Below are 17,876 nucleotides of genomic sequence, written 5' to 3' on the forward strand. Positions count from 1 at the left end.
TGCGGGGGGGGGGCCCGCGGGGGGGCCCCGGCGGGGGGGGGGGGGGGGTGGTGCGTCGGGGGGGCCGCGGGCCCCCGGGCGCCGGGGCGGCCGCCCCGGCCGCGGCCGCCGCGCGTGCGGGCGGGGGCCTCACGCTGCTCGACCGGGGCCTGCTCGGCAGGCGCCTGGGTGACCTGAGCGACCGAAGCCTCGGGGGCCGGGGCCTGCACGCGGGCGGGCGACTCCTCGGTCGGGCGCGTGCCCGGCGTGGCGAAGCTCGGCAGGGCGTCCGTGGGCGACGTGGTGGGGCGAACGACGCGGCGCGAACGGCGCGGCGCGGCGGCCGGGTCCGGCGCCTGGAACAGGAGCGCGGTGGTCGCCAGACGCGGGGTGGCGGAGCCGCCACCGGTCGACGCGGGCGAGGCGGGCGCCTCCTCGGCGACCGGGGTGGCCGCGTCGGCCTCGGCCTTGGCTGCTGCCGAGACCTTGTTGACGCGACGCGAGCGGACCTTGGGAGCGGCGGGCTCCACGGGAGCCTCGACGACGGGAGCGGTCTCCTCGGCCGGCGCCTTCGAGGACGCACGACGACGCTTGGCTGCGGGGGCCTTCTCGACCGGCGCGTCGACGGGCACCTCGGTGGTGGTCTCCTCGGCGGCCGGTGCGGCGGCCTGCGCGGCGGAGGACCGCGTGGCCCGACGGCGCTTCGTGGCCGGGGCGGCGGGCTCGTCCGCCGCGGGAGTCGCCTCAGCTGCCGGGGCTGCTGCGGGCGCCTCGGCGACCGGTGCCTCCGCGACGGGGGGTGCCACAGCGGGCTCGGCAGCCGACTCCGCGGCGGGCTTGCGGGTGCGGCGGGCCCGGGCGGGCTTCTCGGCCGGGGCGTCCTGCTCGGCGGCGGGCTTGAGCCCGAGCTCGGACAGCACGTCGAGGACCGGCGCGTCGGCGGCGGCACGGGCCGCAGCGCCTCGCTTGCCGCCACGACGGGGAGCATCGGCCGGGGCGTCCGCGGCAGGTGCCTGAGCCGTGGCGGGGGCCTTCGCGGCGGGCGCCGTCGTGATCGCGGGCGTCGTGGCGGGGGCCTTCACGGCCGGCACGTCGGTGGCGGGAGCGTCGGCGGCCGTGGAGGCCGAGGGGGTCGTCGTCGGGCGGACGACGCGGCGCGAGCGACGGGGGGCCGCCTCGGCGGTCGGGAGGTCGATCCCGAGCGAGCCCACAGGGGCGTCGGGGTTGACGGCCGCGGGCTGCGCGGGGGCCTTCGCGGCGGGGAGGGAGATCTGGGGTGCTGCCGCCTGGGCTACGGCCTCTGCGGAGCCGGGTGCCGCGGCAGTCCGGGTGACGCGTCGTCGGGCCGGCTTCTTGGCGGGTGCTGCGTCCTGGCCGGCGGTCGAGCTCGTCGAGTCAGGGGTCGAGCTCGTCGAGTCAGGGGTGTGGTCGAGGGTCACGCGATGCGCTCCTGGTACCCCGAAGGCCCGTCCCCACATCGTGCGGCCCGTTCGGGCGGTTGTCGTCGCTCGGGACGTGCGCATCGCAGCGCTGTCGTCCCCGCGACGGAAGTCGGCGGTGGCGGCTCGGGCAAGGGCGGGCGGCGGGGGGCGCTTCGCCGGCGGGCCATTCTTCCCGTTCGGCGGCGCTCCGCGAGCCGCGGACTGCGGTTGCGTCGAGCACGTACTGGGCGCGGAGGAGATGTGGTCCCCCTTGCTGGGTCAAGTATCGCACAGCCGACGTCGATCAGATGGGCATCTACAGGTCCGCCGCCCGTGTCGTCCAGAGGACCAAGGTCCCGACTCGGACCTTGTGAAGGTTCTCACAAACTGTCGTTTCCCGAGAGTTTTGGCGCTTCCTCCCCTCGCCGATGGTGCAGATTGGTCCTAGCGTCGGCAGTAGGAACGCTGACCCTGCCCTGAGACACCCCTCAGAACCCCCCGGCAGCCCCCAGGAACCCCCCAGGAGCGTTTGTGGACGTCCTCGATCTCGCGAGGTGGCAGTTCGCCATCACGACCGTCTACCACTTCATCTTCGTGCCGTTGACGATCGGGCTCGCTCCTCTCGTCGCCATCATGCAGACCGCATGGGTGCGCACGGGGAACGAGCGGTGGCTCAAGCTCACCAAGTTCTTCGGCAAGCTCCTCCTCATCAACTTCGCGATCGGCGTCGTGACGGGGATCGTCCAGGAGTTCCAGTTCGGGATGAACTGGAGCGAGTACTCCCGCTTCGTCGGGGACGTCTTCGGTGCTCCGCTCGCCATGGAGGCGCTCGCCGCGTTCTTCATCGAGTCGACGTTCCTCGGCCTGTGGATCTTCGGCTGGGACCGCCTGTCCAAGAAGGTGCACCTCGCGTGCATCTGGGCCGTCGCGATCGCGGTGAACCTCTCGGCGTTCTTCATCCTCGCGGCCAACTCGTGGATGCAGCACCCGGTCGGGACCATCTACAACCCCGAGACCGGGCGCGCCGAGATGAACGACATCGGGGCCGTGCTCACCAACAACACGCTGTGGGCGGCGTTCCCGCACACCATCACCGCGGCCTTCCTCACCGCGGGCACGTTCGTCGCCGGCATCGCCGCCTGGTGGATGGTGCGCCTCGTGCGCACCAAGAAGGCCGAGAACATCGATCTCGCGCGCAACGTCTACCGGCCGGCCATCACGCTCGGCGTCATCGCGATGATCGTCGGCGGGCTCGGCGTCGCGGTCAGCGGCGACTTCCAGGCCAAGCTCATGTTCCAGCAGCAGCCCATGAAGATGGCCGCGGCCGAGGCCCTGTGCGAGAGCTCTCCCGACGGCGCACCGTTCTCGATCCTCGCGATCGGCGACCTGTCCGACTCGTGCGAGGGCGTCAACCACATCCTCGAGATCCCGGGTCTGACCTCCTACCTGGCCGAGGGCAGCTTCAGCGCGCCCCTGCCGGGCGTCGACGAGGTCCAGCAGAACATGACCGAGCGCTACGGCGACCTCACCGCGGCCGGTGAGCCCGTCAACTACTCCCCCAACCTGGCCCTGACCTACTGGAGCTTCCGCCTCATGATCGGCTTCGCGGTCGGGTCGATCGTCCTGTCGGCCATGGCGCTGTGGCTGACCCGCAAGGGACGCGTGACCGACAACAAGTGGTTCGCCCGCGTCGGCATCTGGGCGATCCCCATGCCGTTCATCGCCTCCTCGTTCGGCTGGATCTTCACCGAGACCGGACGCCAGCCCTGGGTCGTCGCCCCCAACCCCTCCGGGATCGACTCGATCCGCCTGCTCACCGAGCGCGGCGTGTCGACCGTGGTGAGCCCCGGCGTCGTCCTGACCTCGATGATCGTCTTCACGCTCGTCTACGGAGCCCTCGCGGTCGTCTGGTTCACGCTCATCCACCGCTACTCGGTCGAGGGCGTGCCCGAGATCGTGCACGACGACTCCCCCGAGGCGCGCGCCAAGGGCGACCCCGACGACCCGGACTCGGCCGACGAGTCCGACCGCCCCCTGTCCTTCGCGTACTGACGCGCTCTGACGGCTCAAGGAGACCCAGTACTCATGGAACTCACCATTCTCTGGTTCGTGCTCATCGCGATCCTGTGGATCGGCTACCTGGTCCTCGAAGGCTTCGACTTCGGCGTGGGCATGCTCCTGCCGATCCTGTCCCGCAGCAAGGACAAGGCGAAGAAGGACACCGAGCGTCGGCTCATCATCAACACGATCGGCCCGGTGTGGGACGGCAACGAGGTCTGGCTCATCACCGCGGGTGGTGCGACCTTCGCGGCCTTCCCCGAGTGGTACGCCACGCTGTTCTCCGGGTTCTACGTCCCGCTCTTCCTGATCCTGCTCGCCCTCATCGTGCGCGGCGTGGCGTTCGAGTACCGCGGCAAGATCAACGACGACCGCTGGCGCGCTCGCTGCGACCAGGCCATCGTCTTCGGCTCGTGGATCCCCGCGATCCTGTGGGGCGTCGCGTTCGCCAACCTGGTCCGCGGCGTCGAGCTCGACGCGGCCCACCAGTACGTCGGCGGCTTCTGGGCCCTGCTCAGCCCGTTCGCACTGCTCGGCGGCCTCACGACCGTGCTGCTCTTCCTCATGCACGGTGCCGTGTTCATCGCCCTCAAGACGGACGGCGAGGTCCGGGTCAAGGCCCGCCGCCTGGCCGGCTGGTTCTCGATCGCCTCGGTGTTCGTGGCCGGCGGCTGGGCCCTGTGGGCCCAGGTCGCCTACTCCGTGCCGTGGACGTGGGCCGTGGTCGTCGTCGCGGCCGTCTCCCTGGTGGGCGTCGTGCTCGCCAACGCCAAGGCCCGCGAGGGCTGGGCGTTCCTGTTCTCCGCGCTCGCGATCCTCTCCGCGACCGTGCTGATCTTCGGGTCGATGTACCCCGACGTGATGCCGGCGCTCGACCCCGCGAACTCGCTGACCATCGACAACGCGTCCTCGACGCAGTACACGCTGACCGTCATGACGTGGGTCGCGCTGTTCCTGGTGCCGCTCGTGCTGGTCTACCAGTCGTGGACGTACTGGGTGTTCCGCCGCCGCCTGTCGACCAAGGACATCCCGCCGCCGATCGGTCTCTCGCTCAGGAAGCTCAAGGACTCCGCGTTCGGCGGACCGTCCTCGGGCGGCGCGAAGAACCTGGACCTGACCCCCGCCACGGGGGACGAGGTCTCAGGGACGGACGCGGCGGCGTCGGGCAGCTCGAACGACGGCACCGGCAGCACGTCCGCGTGAAGCCTCTCGATCCACGGCTCCTGCGCCAGGCGCGGGCGGCTCGCGGGTACGTCGTGCTCACGGCGGTGCTCGGCCTCGTCACGGCCGGGCTCGTCGTGGCGCAGGCGCTGCTCATCGCGAGCGTCCTCGCCCCCGCGATCCAGGGCAGCCTCACGTTGCCCGACGTCGCCACCCCCCTCTCGTGGCTCGCCGCGGTCGTGGTGGTGCGTGCCGGGGTCGCGTGGGCGCAGGAACGGTTCGCGCTCAAGGCCGCGACCAGGACGGTCGCGGAGCTCCGCGAGCAGGTCGTCAGCCATGCGGTGGCCCTCGGGCCCCGCTGGCTGGCGACCGGCCGCGGACCGGCCGTCGCGACGCTCGCGACGCGCGGGCTCGACGACCTCGAGCCCTACATGGTCCGCTACCTGCCCCAGCTCCTCCTCGCGGCGACCGTCACGCCCGCGACCCTGGCCGTGGTGCTGGGCCTCGACTGGATCTCCGCGCTCATCATCGCGGTCACGATCCCCCTCGTCCCGCTCTTCATGATCCTCGTCGGACAGCTCACGGCCGGGACGTCCGAGCGACGGCTCAAGGTCATGCAGCGGCTCGGGTCCCAGGTCCTCGACCTGCTGGCCGGGCTCCCGACCCTGCGCGCGTTCGGTCGCGAGCACGGCCCCGAGAAGCGCGTCAAGGCGCTCGGCGACGCGAACCGCCGCGCCACCATGGGCACGCTGCGCGTCGCGTTCCTGTCGGGCATGGTCCTCGAGCTGCTCACGACGTTGTCGGTCGCACTCGTCGCGGTCGGCATCGGGCTGCGGCTCGTGTACGGCGAGGTCGGGCTCGAGCCCGCGCTCGCCGTCCTGGTCCTGGCGCCCGAGGTCTACCTGCCGCTGCGCCAGGTCGGCATGCACTTCCACGCCTCGACCGACGGCATCGCGGCGGCCAACCAGGCGTTCGAGGTGCTCGACGAGCCGCTGCCGCCCGTCGGGACCGCCCCCGCCCCCGCCCTCGCCGGCGCGCGCATCACGTTCGACGGCGTGAGCGTGCGCGCGGGAGACCGCGACGTGCTCGCCCCCGCCTCGCTGACGGTGACGTTCGGCGCCCGTCCCACGGCGACCGACGCCGACGACGCCTCCGGGACCCGCGCGACGCCGTCGGGCACCGTGGTCGCCCTGACCGGGCCCAGCGGGTCCGGCAAGACGACCACGGCCCTGGTGCTCCTGGGCCTGCTCGCCCCCGACGCCGGGCGCGTCCTGGTCACCCCGCGCGACGGTGAGCCCGTCGACCTCGCAGACCTCGACCCGACCACCTGGTGGCCGCAGGTCGCCTGGGTGCCGCAACGCCCCACGCTCACCCCGGGGACCGTTCGCGACGTCGTGCTCGACGGTCGCGAGGTCCCCGACGACGACCTCGCCGCCGCCGCGCGCCTGTCCGGGCTCGACGCCGTGCTCGACGTCCTGCCCGAGGGCTGGGCGACCCCGATCGGCCAGGGCGGCGTGGGCCTCAGCGTGGGTCAGCGCCAGCGCGTGGCCCTCACGTCCGCCCTTCTCGGGGACCCGGCCCGCGTCCCGCTCGTCGTGCTCGACGAGCCCACGGCCCACCTCGACGCGCGCGGCGAGCAGGCCGTGCTCGACGCCGTCCGCACGTGGCGCGACCAGGGACGCACGGTCGTCGTGGTCGCTCACCGCACGAGCCTCGTCGAGCTCGCCGACCAGGTCGTGACGGTGTCCTCGGCACCGCTCCCGCCCGCCGCGGGCTCCGAGCCCGCCCCTTCCGTGCCGGACGCGTCGACCGCGTCCGCCTCCTCGTCAGGAGCCGTCGCATGAGCGACCTCGACCAGGCACCCGGCGAGCCCGTCGCCGCCGGGTCCCCCGCGCGGGTCGGCACCGCCGACGATCGCACCGGCACCGACCCGCTGTGGCGCGCGGTGCGGCTCCTCGACGTGAGCTGGGGTCGTGCCGCCAAGGCGATCGGGCTCGGGTCGCTGGCCCTCGCGAGCTCGGTCGGCCTCGCGGCCGTCGCGGCCTGGCTCATCGCGCGCGCCTCGCAGATGCCGCCCGTGCTGCAGCTGTCCATGGCGACCGTGGCCGTGCGCGCGTTCGGCATCTCGCGCGGCGTGTTCCGCTACCTCGAACGCCTGGCCTCGCACGACGTCGCCCTGCGTGGCATGGCCTCGCTCCGCGCGAACGTGTACACCTCGCTCGCCTCCGGACGTACAGCGGCCGTGGCGGGGGTGCGACGCGGTGACCTGCTCGCCCGTGTCGGTGCCGACGTCGACGCCGTGGGCGACGTCGTCGTGCGCGCGATCATCCCCGCCGGCGTCGCGCTCGTCGTGTCCGCGGGATCGGTGATCCTCGTCGGCGCCTTCCTGCCCTCGGCCGGGGTCGCCCTGCTCGCGTGCCTGCTGCTCGCGGGCGTCCTCGGTCCGTGGCTCTCGGCACGCGCCGCACGGCGCACCGAGGAGCGGGGCGCCGCCGCGCGCGCCGAGATGACCTCCACCGTGCTCGAGACCCTCGAGGGCGCAGGCCCCCTGACCGTCTCGGGTCGTCTCGCGCAGCGCATGGACTCGCTGCGTCGCACCGACCGCGAGCTCGCGGCGGTCACCGACTCGGGCGCCAGGACGTCAGGCACGGCCGCAGCCATCAACAACGCCGCGATCGGCCTCGCCGTGCTCGCCGCGCTGCTGCTCGGGATCCCCGCCGTCGCCGCGGGCACGCTGACCCCGGTCGAGCTCGCCGTCGTCGTCCTCACGCCCCTCGCGGTGTTCGAGGCAGCGGGCGTGCTGCCCGCCGCCGCGGTGCAGATGCACCGCTCGCGCCAGGCCGCGCGACGCATCATGGAGCTGCTCGACGCCGCGGCCCGCAGCACCGCCACGGACGAGGCGCCAGCACCCCACCGGGCCGCGCCCCGGGTGGGCCCTGACGGCCCGTCGGTCGTCGTGACCCGCGCGGCGTGCGGCTGGGACGGCCGCGCGGCCGTCACCGGGGTCGACCTGCTGGTGCGCCCCGGGCGCTCGGTCGCGGTCGTCGGCCCCTCGGGCGTCGGCAAGACGACCCTGCTCATGACGACCGCCGGGCTCGTCCCCCAGGTCGCAGGGAGCGTGTCCCTCGACGACGCGCCCATCTCGACCTTCCCGCCCGACGACGTCGCGCACCAGGTCGTCTTCGTCGCCGAGGACGGGCACGTCTTCGACACCACGGTGCTCGAGAACCTGCGCGTCGCCCGGGGAGACGTGACGCCGGACGAGGCGACGGCCGCCCTGGTCGACGTCGGGCTCGGCGAGTGGCTCTCAGGGCTGCCCGACGGGGTCGGGACGACCCTCGGCCCCGACGCGACGACGATCTCCGGCGGGGAACGCCGTCGGCTGCTCGTGGCGCGGGCCCTGCTCGCCCCCGCTCCCCTGCTGCTCGTCGACGAGCCCGCCGAGCACCTCGACCCGGCGACCGCCGACGAGCTGCTCACCCACCTCGTGGAGACCAGCCGCACGGGCGGGCGCGGGATCATGGTCGCGACCCACCGCCTGTCGGCGCTCGCCGCGGTCGACGAGGTGCTGCTCCTGGGACGGCCCGCCGACGCGTCCCCGGACGCGCCGGCGACCGTGCTCGCCCGTGGCACCCACGCAGAGCTGCTCGCGCACGACGAGGGCTACCGGTGGGCGCTCGCGCAGGAGACCGCGAGCGTCTGACCCGGCTTCCCGGCGACGCAGACTCCGACGACGCAGACTCCGGGGATGCCGGCTCAGCCCGGCGACCGCAGGCTCGCCAGGCGGCTCACGACCGGGTCCCGCCACTCCGCGAGGTCCTCGGGCCCGTTCTCGGCCCAGAGCTCGTGGAGCTCGGACGTGTCGCTGCCCTCGACCGCGCGCTCGAGCGTCGTCAGGACCCAGGCGTGCTGCTGGTCGGTCAACGACGCGGCGAACGCGACCGCGTCGACCCCCTCGAGGTGATCGTCGGCCGGCCGCAGGCCGCGGGCCACGGCGAGCACCTCCGCGACCGCGATCGCGGCCTGCGCGTCGTCGACCTCGAGGTAGTCCTCGTCGAGATACCCGCTGAAGTCCTCGATCCCGAAGCTCCCTGCGCGCAGCGCCGCGAGCAGGTCCCCCGCACCGTCGTTCTCGAACGGCCCAGAGCCCCACGTCCCCATGTCTGTCCTCCCTGTCCGCGGGCTGCTCCGCCCGTCGGGACGACCCTACGGGGATCCGGTGACACGGGCCCGCGCAGCGCGGCTCAGCCCCGGGACGCCCCCAGCCGTGACAGGAAGAGCGCCTCACCGACCGCGAGCTGCTCGATCTCGCTGGGCGCGACCGACTCGTTGGGAGCGTGGATGAGGCACGCGGGCTCCTCGACGCCGAGCAGCACGATCTGCGCGTCGGGGTAGCCGGACGCGAGCACGTTGCACAGCGGGATCGACCCGCCCTGGCCGGCCGTCACGGTCTCCTTGCCGAACGCGTCCGCGAGGGCCCGCGAGAGCGTGTCGAAGACCGGGCCGTCGGTGCGCGCCTGGAACGGCTGCCCGACGGCGTCGCGCACCGTCGTGACCCTGACCCCCCAGGGCGCGTGGTTCTCCAGGTGGGCCACGAGCTTGTCCTGGAGGTCGCGCGCGTCCGCGCCGGGCGGGATGCGCAGGTTGAGGCGGGCGGCCGCGCGCGGCTGGATCGCGGCGGCCGAGCCGACGACGTCCGGGGCGTCGATGCCCAGGATCGTCACCGCCGGACGCGCCCAGAGCTGGTCGGAGACGCGCCCCGACCCGAGGAGTCGCGTGCCGTCGAGCATGCCGGCGTCGCTGCGGAACTGGTCGGGGTCGTAGTCGACGCCGGGCCAGGCCGCGTCCGCGATCTCGGACGGGACACCGTCGATCGTGGTGTTTCCCTGGGCGTCGCGCAACGAGGACAGGAGGTGCACGAGGGCCGCGAGCGCGTCGGGGGCCGCTCCTCCGAACATGCCCGAGTGGATCTCGCCCTCGAGCGCCTCGACCGTCACGACCACGTTGGCCGCGCCACGCAGGGACACGGTGAGCGTCGGCAGGCCTAGGGTCGCGTTGCCCGTGTCCGCGATGAGGATCGCGTCCGCCGAGAGCTCTCCCGGGTGTGCCTCGACGTACTGGTCGAGTCCCGCGGTGCCCTGCTCCTCGGAGCCCTCGATGACGATGCGGATGCCGACCGGGTAGTCGTCACCGCCGAGCGCTCGCAGGGCGCGCAGCGCCGTGAGGTGCGTGACGATGTTGCCCTTGCAGTCCGCGGAACCCCGCCCGTAGAGGCGCCCGTCCCGCTCCGTCAGCTCGAACGGGGGCGTGCGCCACGCCGCGTCGTCGAGCGGCGGCTGCACGTCGTAGTGCGAGTAGAGCAGCACGGTCGGCGCCCCGGGCGGCCCGGGCCGGTGGCCCAGGACCACGTGCGACCCGTCGGGGGTCTCCTCCAGACGCGCGTCGTCGATCCCCTCGGCACGGAAGGCGTCGGCGACCCAGTGGGCTGCGCGCTCGCAGTCCTCCTTCGGGAACAGCCGCTCGTCGGCGACCGACGGGATCGCGACGAGCGTCCGCAGGTCGTCGAGCGCTCGAGGCAGCAGCGACGCCACCTGCGCCTGGACGGGGGCGAGATCTTCCGGTGTGCTGCTCACGAGTCCTCCTGCGTGGTCGTGTTCTCGTCGAGGTTCAGGGAGTCGACGTAGGCGTCGAAGTCGTCGAGCTGCTCGGGGCAGTAGACCTCGATCACGAAACGGTCCCCCTGGAGCCGTCGCTCGTCGACGAGCGACGGCCTGCTGCCCGGACCGGTGGCCCCGTTCGTCGACCCGAGGTTCGCCGTCGCCTTCACCAGTGCCGCCGGGTCGGTGCAGAACCCGCCGCCGTCGGCGCCCAGCACCGCGACGATCTGGTCCTCGTCGAACGCCGTGATGCCGATCGCCTCGAACTTGGCGTGCAGCTCGGAGGCCCGCTGCTCAGCGAGATCGCGGTCCTGCGCGGCGTGGTAGTTGTTGTACAGCACCGCCATGAGGACGCCCACGGCGACCGCGAGCAGCGCCGCTGCGGTGTAGAGGATCCAGCGCCGGGGGTCACCCGGTTCGTCCTCGTGCTGCGGCAGGCCGTCAGGGCCCTCGGTGGTGGTCGTCGCGGTCATGTCACGCCTCCTTCGGTCCGTCGGCCGGGGCGTCGACGAGCGGTTCCTCCGGCCCCCCGACGTTGTCCGGGTTCTTCCACCCCGGCTTGCGCAGGAAGTAGAAGAGCGCGGGCACCAGGATCCCGACGACGCCCAGCCCGCCACCGACGATCAGCAGGTACACCCCGCCGCTGCCGCTCGAGAACTGCGCGGGCGGCACGAAGCCGATGATCATCGCCGCGACCGACGCCAGGAAGCCGACGGTGCACAGCAGCGTGAGCGCCGGCGCGCGATAGCCGCGGGGGTGGTCGGGCTGGTTCCGGCGCAGGCGGACGGCCGCGACGAAGAGCAGCAGGTACATGATCAGGTACACCTGCGTCGTGATGACCGACAGGATCCAGTAGGAGCTCGAGACGTCCGGGATGAACGCGTAGAGGAGCGCGATGGCGGTGGTCACGAGCCCCTGTGAGACCAGGATGTTCTGCTGGACGCCGTGCTTGTTGAGCTTCTGCAGGAACGGTGGCAGGTATCCCTCCTCGCGCGCGACCGTCAGCAGCCCCTTCGAGGGCCCCGCGAGCCACGTCAGCATGCCGCCGAGCGAGGCCGCGATGAGCATGAGGCCCAGGATCGGTGTCAGCCAGCTCACCCCGAAGTTGGCGAAGAACGCGTCGAAGGCCTGCATGACGCCGGCCGTGAGGCTGAGCTGGTCGGCCGGGATGACCCAGCTGATCGCGAGCGCCGGGAGGATGAAGATCAGCAGGACCAGGCCGATCGCGAGGAACATCGAGCGCGGGAACTCCTTGGCGGGCTTGCGCAGGCTCGTGACGTGCACCGCGTTCATCTCCATGCCCGCGTAGGACAGGAAGTTGTTGACCACGAGCACGAGCGACGCGATCCCGGTCCACTGCGGCAGCAGGTGCGAGGCGTCCATGGGAGCGGCCGAGGCATTGCCCTGCCCGAGGAACACGAGCCCCAGGACGACGAGCAGCGCGCCGGGGACCAGCGTCCCGATGACGAGCCCGAAGCTCGACAGGCCCGCGACGGTCTTGGTGCCCTGCGAAGACACCCAGACGCCGGTCCAGAACAGCACGACGATGACGATCGCGACGTACAGGCCGTTGCTCGCGAGCGACGGGTTGATGACGTAGGCGAACGTGCTCGCCACATACCCGAGCAGGCTCGGGTAGTAGAAGATCGTCATCGCGAACTGGCACCAGATCGCGAGGAAGCCCGCGGGCTTCGAGATGCCGTCGGCGACCCAGCGGTACACGCCTCCCGACCAGCCGGACGCGAGCTCGGCCGACACCAGCGAGGTGGGCAGGAGGAAGACGATCGCCGGGACGATGTACAGGAACACCGCCGCCAGCCCGTACACGGCCATGGTCGGCGCCGCGCGCAGGCTCGCGACCGACGACGTGATCATGAACGCGAGCATGAGCCAGGTGATGTAGTTCTTGGGCGTCCGGGCCGTGATCGCCGCGCGCATCTCCTCGCGCGTGGGCGGTGCCCCGCGGGTCCCCGGCGCGGCCGTCGAGGTCGCCCCCGTCTCGCTCGACTCCGCTGTGGATGAGGTCATCGTTCCTCCGTGCCGCCAAGACCCCCTGGACGGGCGGGTCGCCGTGAACCGCTGGGACGTGCCAGACGTTGCGAACATATCGCCAGGGACCGGTTTGCGCTCCCGGAACGCGAGAACCCCCGAGCGGTCGTCGCACGGCCGCCGTCGGAGGACCTGCCGGCGCTGGTAGCGTCGGCGTGTCCGCCGCGCCGGGCCCCGGTCGACCTGCGCCGGCCGTCGGCTCGACCACCGCCCGTCGCACCCTCCCCCGTCTGGAGCCACGCGTGAAGATCCTCGTCCCCGGCACGATCGCCCTCGACCTCACCCCGGCGTCCGCCCCGGCGGACGGGGACCGCTCGGAGGCTCCGGACGAGGTCGTCCTGTACGACGCTTCCGCTCCCCTGCCGGCGGAGCACCGCGACGCCGAGGTCCTCGTCGCGTGGGCCAACTCCCCCGAGAACCTCGCCGACGCCGCAGCACACCTCCCCCGGCTCCGCTGGGTGCAGACGCTCGCCGCCGGACCGGACGCGATCCTCGCGGCGGGCTTCGCGCCCGAGGTGGTCGTGACCAACGGCCGGTCGCTGCACGACGGCCCCGTGGCCGAGCACGCCCTCGCGCTCACGCTGGCCGCTGTCCGCGACCTCGACCGCCTCGGGGCCGCTCAGCGCGAGCACCACTGGGACTCCGCGATGGTCGACTGGCAGGCCGACCCGACGACGAGCGGGCACTTCACGCTGCACGGCGCGCGCGTGACGATCTGGGGGTTCGGCTCGATCGCGGCCAGGCTCGCGCCCCTCTACGCGGCACTGGGGGCGCACGTCACGGGGGTCGCGAGCACGGCGGGCGAACGGCACGGCTTCCGGGTCGTGACCGACGAGGACCTGCCGCGGGTCCTGGCCACGACCGACGTCCTGGTCTCGCTGCTGCCGGCCGTCCCGGCCACCCGCCACGCGTTCGACGCCGCGCGCATCGACGCGCTTCCGGACCACGCGGTGTTCGTCAACGTGGGCCGGGGGGCCACGGTCGACGAGGAGGCCCTCGTCGCCGCGCTGCGCGAGGGCCGGCTGGGCTGCGCGGCCCTGGACGTGACGGAGACCGAACCGCTCCCGTCCGACTCCCCGCTCTGGGACACCCCGCGCACGATCATCACGCCGCACGTCGCTGGCGGGCGTCCCCAGGGGGCGTCGGCACTGGTCCGGGAGAACGTGGAGAACCTGCGCGCGGGCCGCCCGCTGCGCAACGTCGTCCCGCGCGGCTGAGCCACCCCACGGGCACCTACCAGCGAGCGTTCCGCGGTACCTTCTGGCAGACGGGGCACGTGTACGACGACCGGTTCATGAACTCGTCGCGCCGCACGAGCGCGCCGCAGCGGGTGCATGCCTCGCCCTCGCGGCCGTACACCGCGAGCGAGCGGGAGAAGTAGCCGGACTGGCCGTTGACGTTGACGTAGAGCTCGTCGAAGCTGGTGCCGCCCTGGGCGAGGGCCTCGCGCATGACCTCCTCGGCCGCGTCGAGCACGCGGTGCGCCTCGGCCAGGCGCAGGGTGTCGGTGGGGCGCGCGTAGTGGAGGCGGGCGCGCCACAGCGCCTCGTCGGCGTAGATGTTGCCCACGCCGGACACGAGTCGCTGGTCGAGCAGGGCTCGCTTGATGCCGGTCCGACGTCGGCGGATCGCATTCGCGAGGTCGTCGCGCCGCAGCGCGGGGTCGAGCAGGTCGCGCGCGATGTGAGCGGCAGGCTCGGGGATCTCCGCAAGAGCCGAGCCCCAGCCACCGGGGCCACCGTCGGGGGTCGGCGCGAGGTCCGTGACCGACAGGTGCCCGAACGTGCGCTGGTCCACGAAGTCGAGGGTCCGTGGCGTCCCGGGCTCCCCGGGGAGGCCGGACAGCTCGAGCCGGACACGCAGGTGCGGCACCTTGTCGACCGCGGCGGTCCCCGAACGGACCAGGAGCTGGCCGCTCATGCCCAGGTGCGCCATGAGCGCGGTGACGTGCCCGCCCGCGGGCGCTGCGCCGTCGGGCAGGGCGGTGCGACCCGACGCGTCGGCGGGCGCCGACGACAGGAGGAGCCACAGGTACTTGCCGCGGCGGACCGCGGCGCCCACGCGCTGGCCGACGAGCTGGCCGCGGAAGCTCTCGGGGCCGCCCTCGTGGCGGCGGACCGAGTAGTCGCGCAGGACCTCGACGCCGGTGACGACCCGGCCCGTGACGTGACGGGCGAGGCCGTCACGGACGGTCTCGACCTCGGGGAGCTCAGGCAACGGTCCCGTGCGCCTCGTCGGACGGCGCGGAAGGACCGACCGCCGGAGCGTCGACCTCAGCGACGGCAGGCAGGGCCGCCGCGGGCAGCGGAAGCTCACTGATCGCCCGGTAGGCCATCTCGGCGGCGTCCTGCTCCGCGTACTTCTTCGCCGAGCCGTGGCCCGTGCCGTACACGACGCCGTCGAGCGAGACCTCGGACGTGAAGGTGCGGGCGTGGTCCGGCCCGTCGCCCTGGCTCGCGTACGCGGGGGCACCGAGGTTCCGTGCGGCAGCCGCCTCCTGGAGGGAGGTCTTCCAGTCGAGTCCCGCACCCAGGTCCGCGGCGACGGCGAGCGTCGGGTCCACGAGACGGTGCACCAGGTCGCGCGCGACCTCGAGGCCGTGGCTGAGGTAGGTCGCGCCGATGAGGGCCTCGACGGTGTCCGACAGGATCGAGTCCTTGTCGTTCCCGCGCGTGCGCACCTCGCCCTTGCCGAGCAGGATGTACCCGCCGAGCCCCAGGGTGCGCGCGATCGCCGCGAGGGACTTCTGCGAGACCGTGGCGGCGCGCATCTTGGCGAGCTCGCCCTCGGGGAGGTCGGGGTGGCGGCGGTACAGCGCCTCGGTCACGACCAGGCCCAGGACCGCGTCGCCGAGGAACTCGAGGCGCTCGTTGGTCGGGATCCCGCCGTGCTCGTGCGCGAAGGAACGGTGCGTCAGTGCAAGCACGAGAAGCTCGGGATCCAGGTGGATCCCGAGCCTCTCGAGAAGACCGGCGGCCGCGGGGGCGTCCGGCGTCACGCTATTCAGCCTGCGTGCTCGGTGCGCAGCGCCTCGACGTACTGACGGCTCTTGTAGGTGCCGCAGGTCGGGCACGCAGCGTGCGACAGCTTGTCGCCCTTGCACTGCGGGCAGGTCGTGAGGTTCGCGGCGGTGGTCTTCCACTGCGAACGACGCGCACGGGTGTTGCTGCGCGACATCTTGCGCTTCGGAACAGCCACGGCTAGCTCTCTTTCGTCTCGTCGGACACGCTCGGATCCTCGAGCATGCTCTGTAGTGCCGACCACCGGGGATCGACAATGTCGTGCGAGTGATCAGGATCCTCAGCCAGACGTGCTCCGCACTCGGAGCACAGGCCCTGGCAATCGGGCTGACACAACGGTCTGAATGGTAGTGCAGTGACGACGGAATCCCGAAGCGCGGGCTCGAGATCGATCAGGTCGCCCTCGAGCTCGTACACCTCGTCCTCGTCGTCACCGGACTCTGCCGCGGCCTTCGCACGCTCGGGATACACGAACAGCTCCTGGATGTCCGCGACGACGTCAGCCGTCACCGGTTCCAGGCACCGCACGCACTCCCCGACCGCCTGGGCCTGGGCAGTCCCCGTCACCAGCACACCGTCCATCACCGATTCGAGCCGGACGTCCAGCTCGAGGTCGGTGCCTTCAGGGATGCCGATCACGACGGTTCCGAGGTCGGCCGGAGCCTTGACCGAGCGAGTCACCTCACGCATCGATCCGGGACGCCGACCGAGCTCGTACGTGTCGAGCACAAGAGGCGAGCGCGAGTCGAGAGTGATGGGTTCCTCCACAGGGTTTCGGCGACCCGAGCGGGTCACCGGTGTTCAAGGTCACAGCACGCGCGCCTGTCCCGCGAGAACTCGGGGGATGGACGAGCGTCCTCGGTCCCAGTCGATGACAGGCAGGACCAACGGACTATCTTACGGCATCTCGGAACTGCCGTCGAACCTCGCGAACTGCCCGCCGCGACGCTCGGGTCCATGCAGCGTGTGCGGGGTCCGCGCAGCGTGTGCGGGGTCCGCGCAGCGTGTGCGGGGCGGCGAGGGCGAGGCCCGGGCGAGCCCGCCCAGGCCCAGGCGAGCCCGCCCAGGCCCGACCAGGCCCCCGGTGCGAGCGTCAGGCCCCGTCCGCCTGCCCCTGGTAGTCCCCGATGCGCTGCGCGAGCTTTGCGCGACCCGCGTGCACCTGCGCCATGATCTTGCCGAGGTCCACCTCGAACTCCGCGAGGCGACGGTCGCAGTAGTCGTCGGCGTCGACGCGCAGCTCCGCGGCGGTCCGCTCGGCCTCCTCGACGATCGCCCGGGCGCGGGACTCGGCCTGGACCGCGACCTGCTCCTTCTGGACCAGCTCGATCGCCCGGGCGCGCGCCGTGTTGAGGATGTCCTCGGCCTGCCGGTTCGCGTCCTCCAGGACGGCGTTGGCCTCGGCCAGGACCTCGTCCGCGTGCGCGAGCTGCTCGGGCAGGGCCTGGCGCATCTCGTCGACGAGGGCCAGGGCGTCGGCCTTGTGGACGAGGACCGAGGACGACATGGGCATCGCCCGGGCGTTCTCGACGAGCAGGGCCAGGTCGTCGAGGATCACGTGGAGACCGGCCTCGGTCTGCGCCTCGTCCTCGGTCTGCCCGAGCGGGTGGTCGTTCATCGGCCTGTTCCTTCCGTGGTGGGGGTCGCCTGCTGCGTCTGCTCGCCGGCGGGCGACGCGCCTCCTGCGCGGTCCGCGAGCGCCTGGCGCACGAGGTCCCCGACGCCCGCGGGCACCAGGTCGTCGACGGGACCGCCGAAGCGGGCCACGTCCTTGACGAGCGAGGACGCGACGTGGGCGAGGGCGGGGTCGCCCGGGACGAACACCGTCTCGACGCCCACGAGATGACGGTTCATGAGGGCCATGGGCAGCTCGGCGTCGAAGTCCGCACCGCCCCGCAGCCCCTTGACGACGGCCGCCGCGCCGGCGTCCCGGCAGAAGTCCACGAGGAGGCCGGGCACGATCTCGACGCGGACGTCCTCGAGCCCCGGGCTCACGGCGAGCGCCGCGCGGGCGATCTCAACGCGCTGCTCGGCGCTCAGCAGCGCTGACTTGGAGGAGTTGCGGGCGACCCCCAGGATCACCTCGTCGAACAGCGACCGCGCTCGGCGGACGATGTCGAGGTGGCCGAGGGTGAGGGGGTCGAACGACCCCGGGCAGACGGCGATGGTCACCTCGCCACGGTAGTACACGCCTGCCGGGAATCCGGGCAGGTCAGGGCGGTCGGGCGACCTGCGCGGCGCCGGCACGGGGCCGGGGCGGCAACCCGGCCGGGGACGCCCGACCGTCCTGCGCGGGAGCCACGGGCGCGGCAGGATGGGGGCCATGCCTCCCGTGTCCGGTCCGGTCGTCGTCCCCCTGCGTTCCGTCGAGCAGCTCACGCAGCTCTACCGGGACGTGCTCAGCCCGTCGTTCCCTCCCGCCGAGCTGGTCTCGCTCGACTCGTTCCTCGCGGACCACGCGGCGGGGCACCTGGAGTCGTTGGGTGTCGTCGAGGTGCCCGACGGCGCCGCTCCCCCGGCCGGTCCGGCCG

Annotated in this window: 16 protein-coding genes and 1 pseudogene; 6 read left to right on the top strand and 11 right to left on the bottom strand. The window is 72.9% G+C overall.

Going from position 1 to position 17,876, the window contains the following annotated elements; translation table 11 throughout:
* Positions 1-1,418: pseudogene (locus ACFRCR_RS08105) on the bottom strand (hypothetical protein); the annotation flags it as partial.
* A gap of 513 nt (positions 1,419-1,931) precedes the next feature.
* Between ACFRCR_RS08105 and ACFRCR_RS08110 the strand changes: the two are divergent.
* The 4 genes from ACFRCR_RS08110 to cydC are packed head-to-tail and all read left to right on the top strand — an operon-like array spanning position 1,932 to position 8,322.
* Entirely contained in the window at positions 1,932-3,452 is a 1,521-nt protein-coding gene (locus ACFRCR_RS08110; RefSeq protein ID WP_377676628.1) for a cytochrome ubiquinol oxidase subunit I, read from the top strand.
* A 33-nt stretch (positions 3,453-3,485) separates the two neighbouring features.
* Positions 3,486-4,661 carry a cytochrome d ubiquinol oxidase subunit II gene (cydB, locus tag ACFRCR_RS08115; RefSeq protein ID WP_377676630.1) on the top strand — a complete coding sequence of 392 codons (1,176 nt, stop codon included), beginning with the start codon at positions 3,486-3,488 and terminating at the stop codon, positions 4,659-4,661.
* Positions 4,658-6,463, top strand: coding sequence for a thiol reductant ABC exporter subunit CydD (cydD, locus tag ACFRCR_RS08120; protein ID WP_377676632.1), 1,806 nt, complete (start codon positions 4,658-4,660; stop codon positions 6,461-6,463). The genes cydB and cydD overlap by 4 nt, the downstream gene beginning before the upstream one ends.
* Complete coding sequence (gene cydC, locus ACFRCR_RS08125) at positions 6,460-8,322, top strand: thiol reductant ABC exporter subunit CydC (protein WP_377676634.1); 1,863 nt, start codon at positions 6,460-6,462, stop codon at positions 8,320-8,322. The genes cydD and cydC overlap by 4 nt, the downstream gene beginning before the upstream one ends.
* Before the next feature lie 53 nt (positions 8,323-8,375).
* On the opposite strand, the gene ACFRCR_RS08130 is transcribed toward cydC, so the two are convergent.
* The 4 genes from ACFRCR_RS08130 to ACFRCR_RS08145 form a co-directional block, all read right to left on the bottom strand.
* A complete protein-coding gene (locus ACFRCR_RS08130) occupies positions 8,376-8,780 on the bottom strand; it encodes a DUF4259 domain-containing protein (protein WP_377676636.1) in 405 nt (134 codons plus the stop codon).
* 83 nt (positions 8,781-8,863) lie between these two features.
* Positions 8,864-10,252, bottom strand: a complete 1,389-nt coding sequence (locus tag ACFRCR_RS08135; protein ID WP_377676637.1) for a dipeptidase — start codon at positions 10,250-10,252, stop codon at positions 8,864-8,866.
* On the bottom strand, positions 10,249-10,749 hold the full coding sequence (locus tag ACFRCR_RS08140; protein WP_377676639.1) for a hypothetical protein: 501 nt from the start codon (positions 10,747-10,749) through the stop codon (positions 10,249-10,251). Before ACFRCR_RS08140 ends, ACFRCR_RS08135 begins: the two co-directional genes overlap by 4 nt.
* Position 10,750: 1 nt before the next feature.
* On the bottom strand, positions 10,751-12,304 hold the full coding sequence (locus tag ACFRCR_RS08145) for an APC family permease (protein WP_377676641.1): 1,554 nt from the start codon (positions 12,302-12,304) through the stop codon (positions 10,751-10,753).
* A gap of 263 nt (positions 12,305-12,567) precedes the next feature.
* Between ACFRCR_RS08145 and ACFRCR_RS08150 the strand changes: the two genes are divergently transcribed.
* Positions 12,568-13,542 (top strand): phosphoglycerate dehydrogenase, encoded by a 975-nt coding sequence (locus tag ACFRCR_RS08150; protein ID WP_377676643.1) that lies wholly within the window; start codon positions 12,568-12,570, stop codon positions 13,540-13,542.
* Positions 13,543-13,558: 16 nt separating this feature from the next.
* Here the strand turns inward: ACFRCR_RS08150 and mutM are convergent, their stop codons facing one another.
* From mutM to coaD, 6 genes are all read right to left on the bottom strand, one after another.
* Entirely contained in the window at positions 13,559-14,542 is a 984-nt protein-coding gene (gene mutM / locus ACFRCR_RS08155; protein ID WP_377676645.1) for a bifunctional DNA-formamidopyrimidine glycosylase/DNA-(apurinic or apyrimidinic site) lyase, read from the bottom strand.
* A complete protein-coding gene (gene rnc / locus ACFRCR_RS08160) occupies positions 14,535-15,323 on the bottom strand; it encodes a ribonuclease III (RefSeq protein WP_377676647.1) in 789 nt (262 codons plus the stop codon). The genes mutM and rnc overlap by 8 nt, the downstream gene beginning before the upstream one ends.
* 5 nt (positions 15,324-15,328) lie before the next feature.
* Positions 15,329-15,523: a 50S ribosomal protein L32 gene (gene rpmF / locus ACFRCR_RS08165; protein ID WP_030150858.1), complete on the bottom strand. Its 195-nt coding sequence runs from the start codon at positions 15,521-15,523 to the stop codon at positions 15,329-15,331.
* 2 nt (positions 15,524-15,525) lie between these two features.
* On the bottom strand, positions 15,526-16,113 hold the full coding sequence (locus ACFRCR_RS08170) for a DUF177 domain-containing protein (RefSeq protein ID WP_056648462.1): 588 nt from the start codon (positions 16,111-16,113) through the stop codon (positions 15,526-15,528).
* 325 nt (positions 16,114-16,438) lie between these two features.
* A complete protein-coding gene (locus ACFRCR_RS08175) occupies positions 16,439-16,963 on the bottom strand; it encodes a hypothetical protein (RefSeq protein WP_191796203.1) in 525 nt (174 codons plus the stop codon).
* On the bottom strand, positions 16,960-17,517 hold the full coding sequence (gene coaD, locus ACFRCR_RS08180) for a pantetheine-phosphate adenylyltransferase (RefSeq protein WP_377676649.1): 558 nt from the start codon (positions 17,515-17,517) through the stop codon (positions 16,960-16,962). The genes ACFRCR_RS08175 and coaD overlap by 4 nt, the downstream gene beginning before the upstream one ends.
* A gap of 151 nt (positions 17,518-17,668) precedes the next feature.
* Here coaD and ACFRCR_RS08185 point away from each other — a divergent pair.
* Positions 17,669-17,876 (top strand): hypothetical protein (locus ACFRCR_RS08185; protein WP_377676651.1); only part of this gene is annotated, 208 nt, incomplete at its 3' end.

This window comes from Oerskovia sp. NPDC056781, from assembly GCF_042789955.1.
Lineage (GTDB): Bacteria > Actinomycetota > Actinomycetes > Actinomycetales > Cellulomonadaceae > Oerskovia > Oerskovia rustica.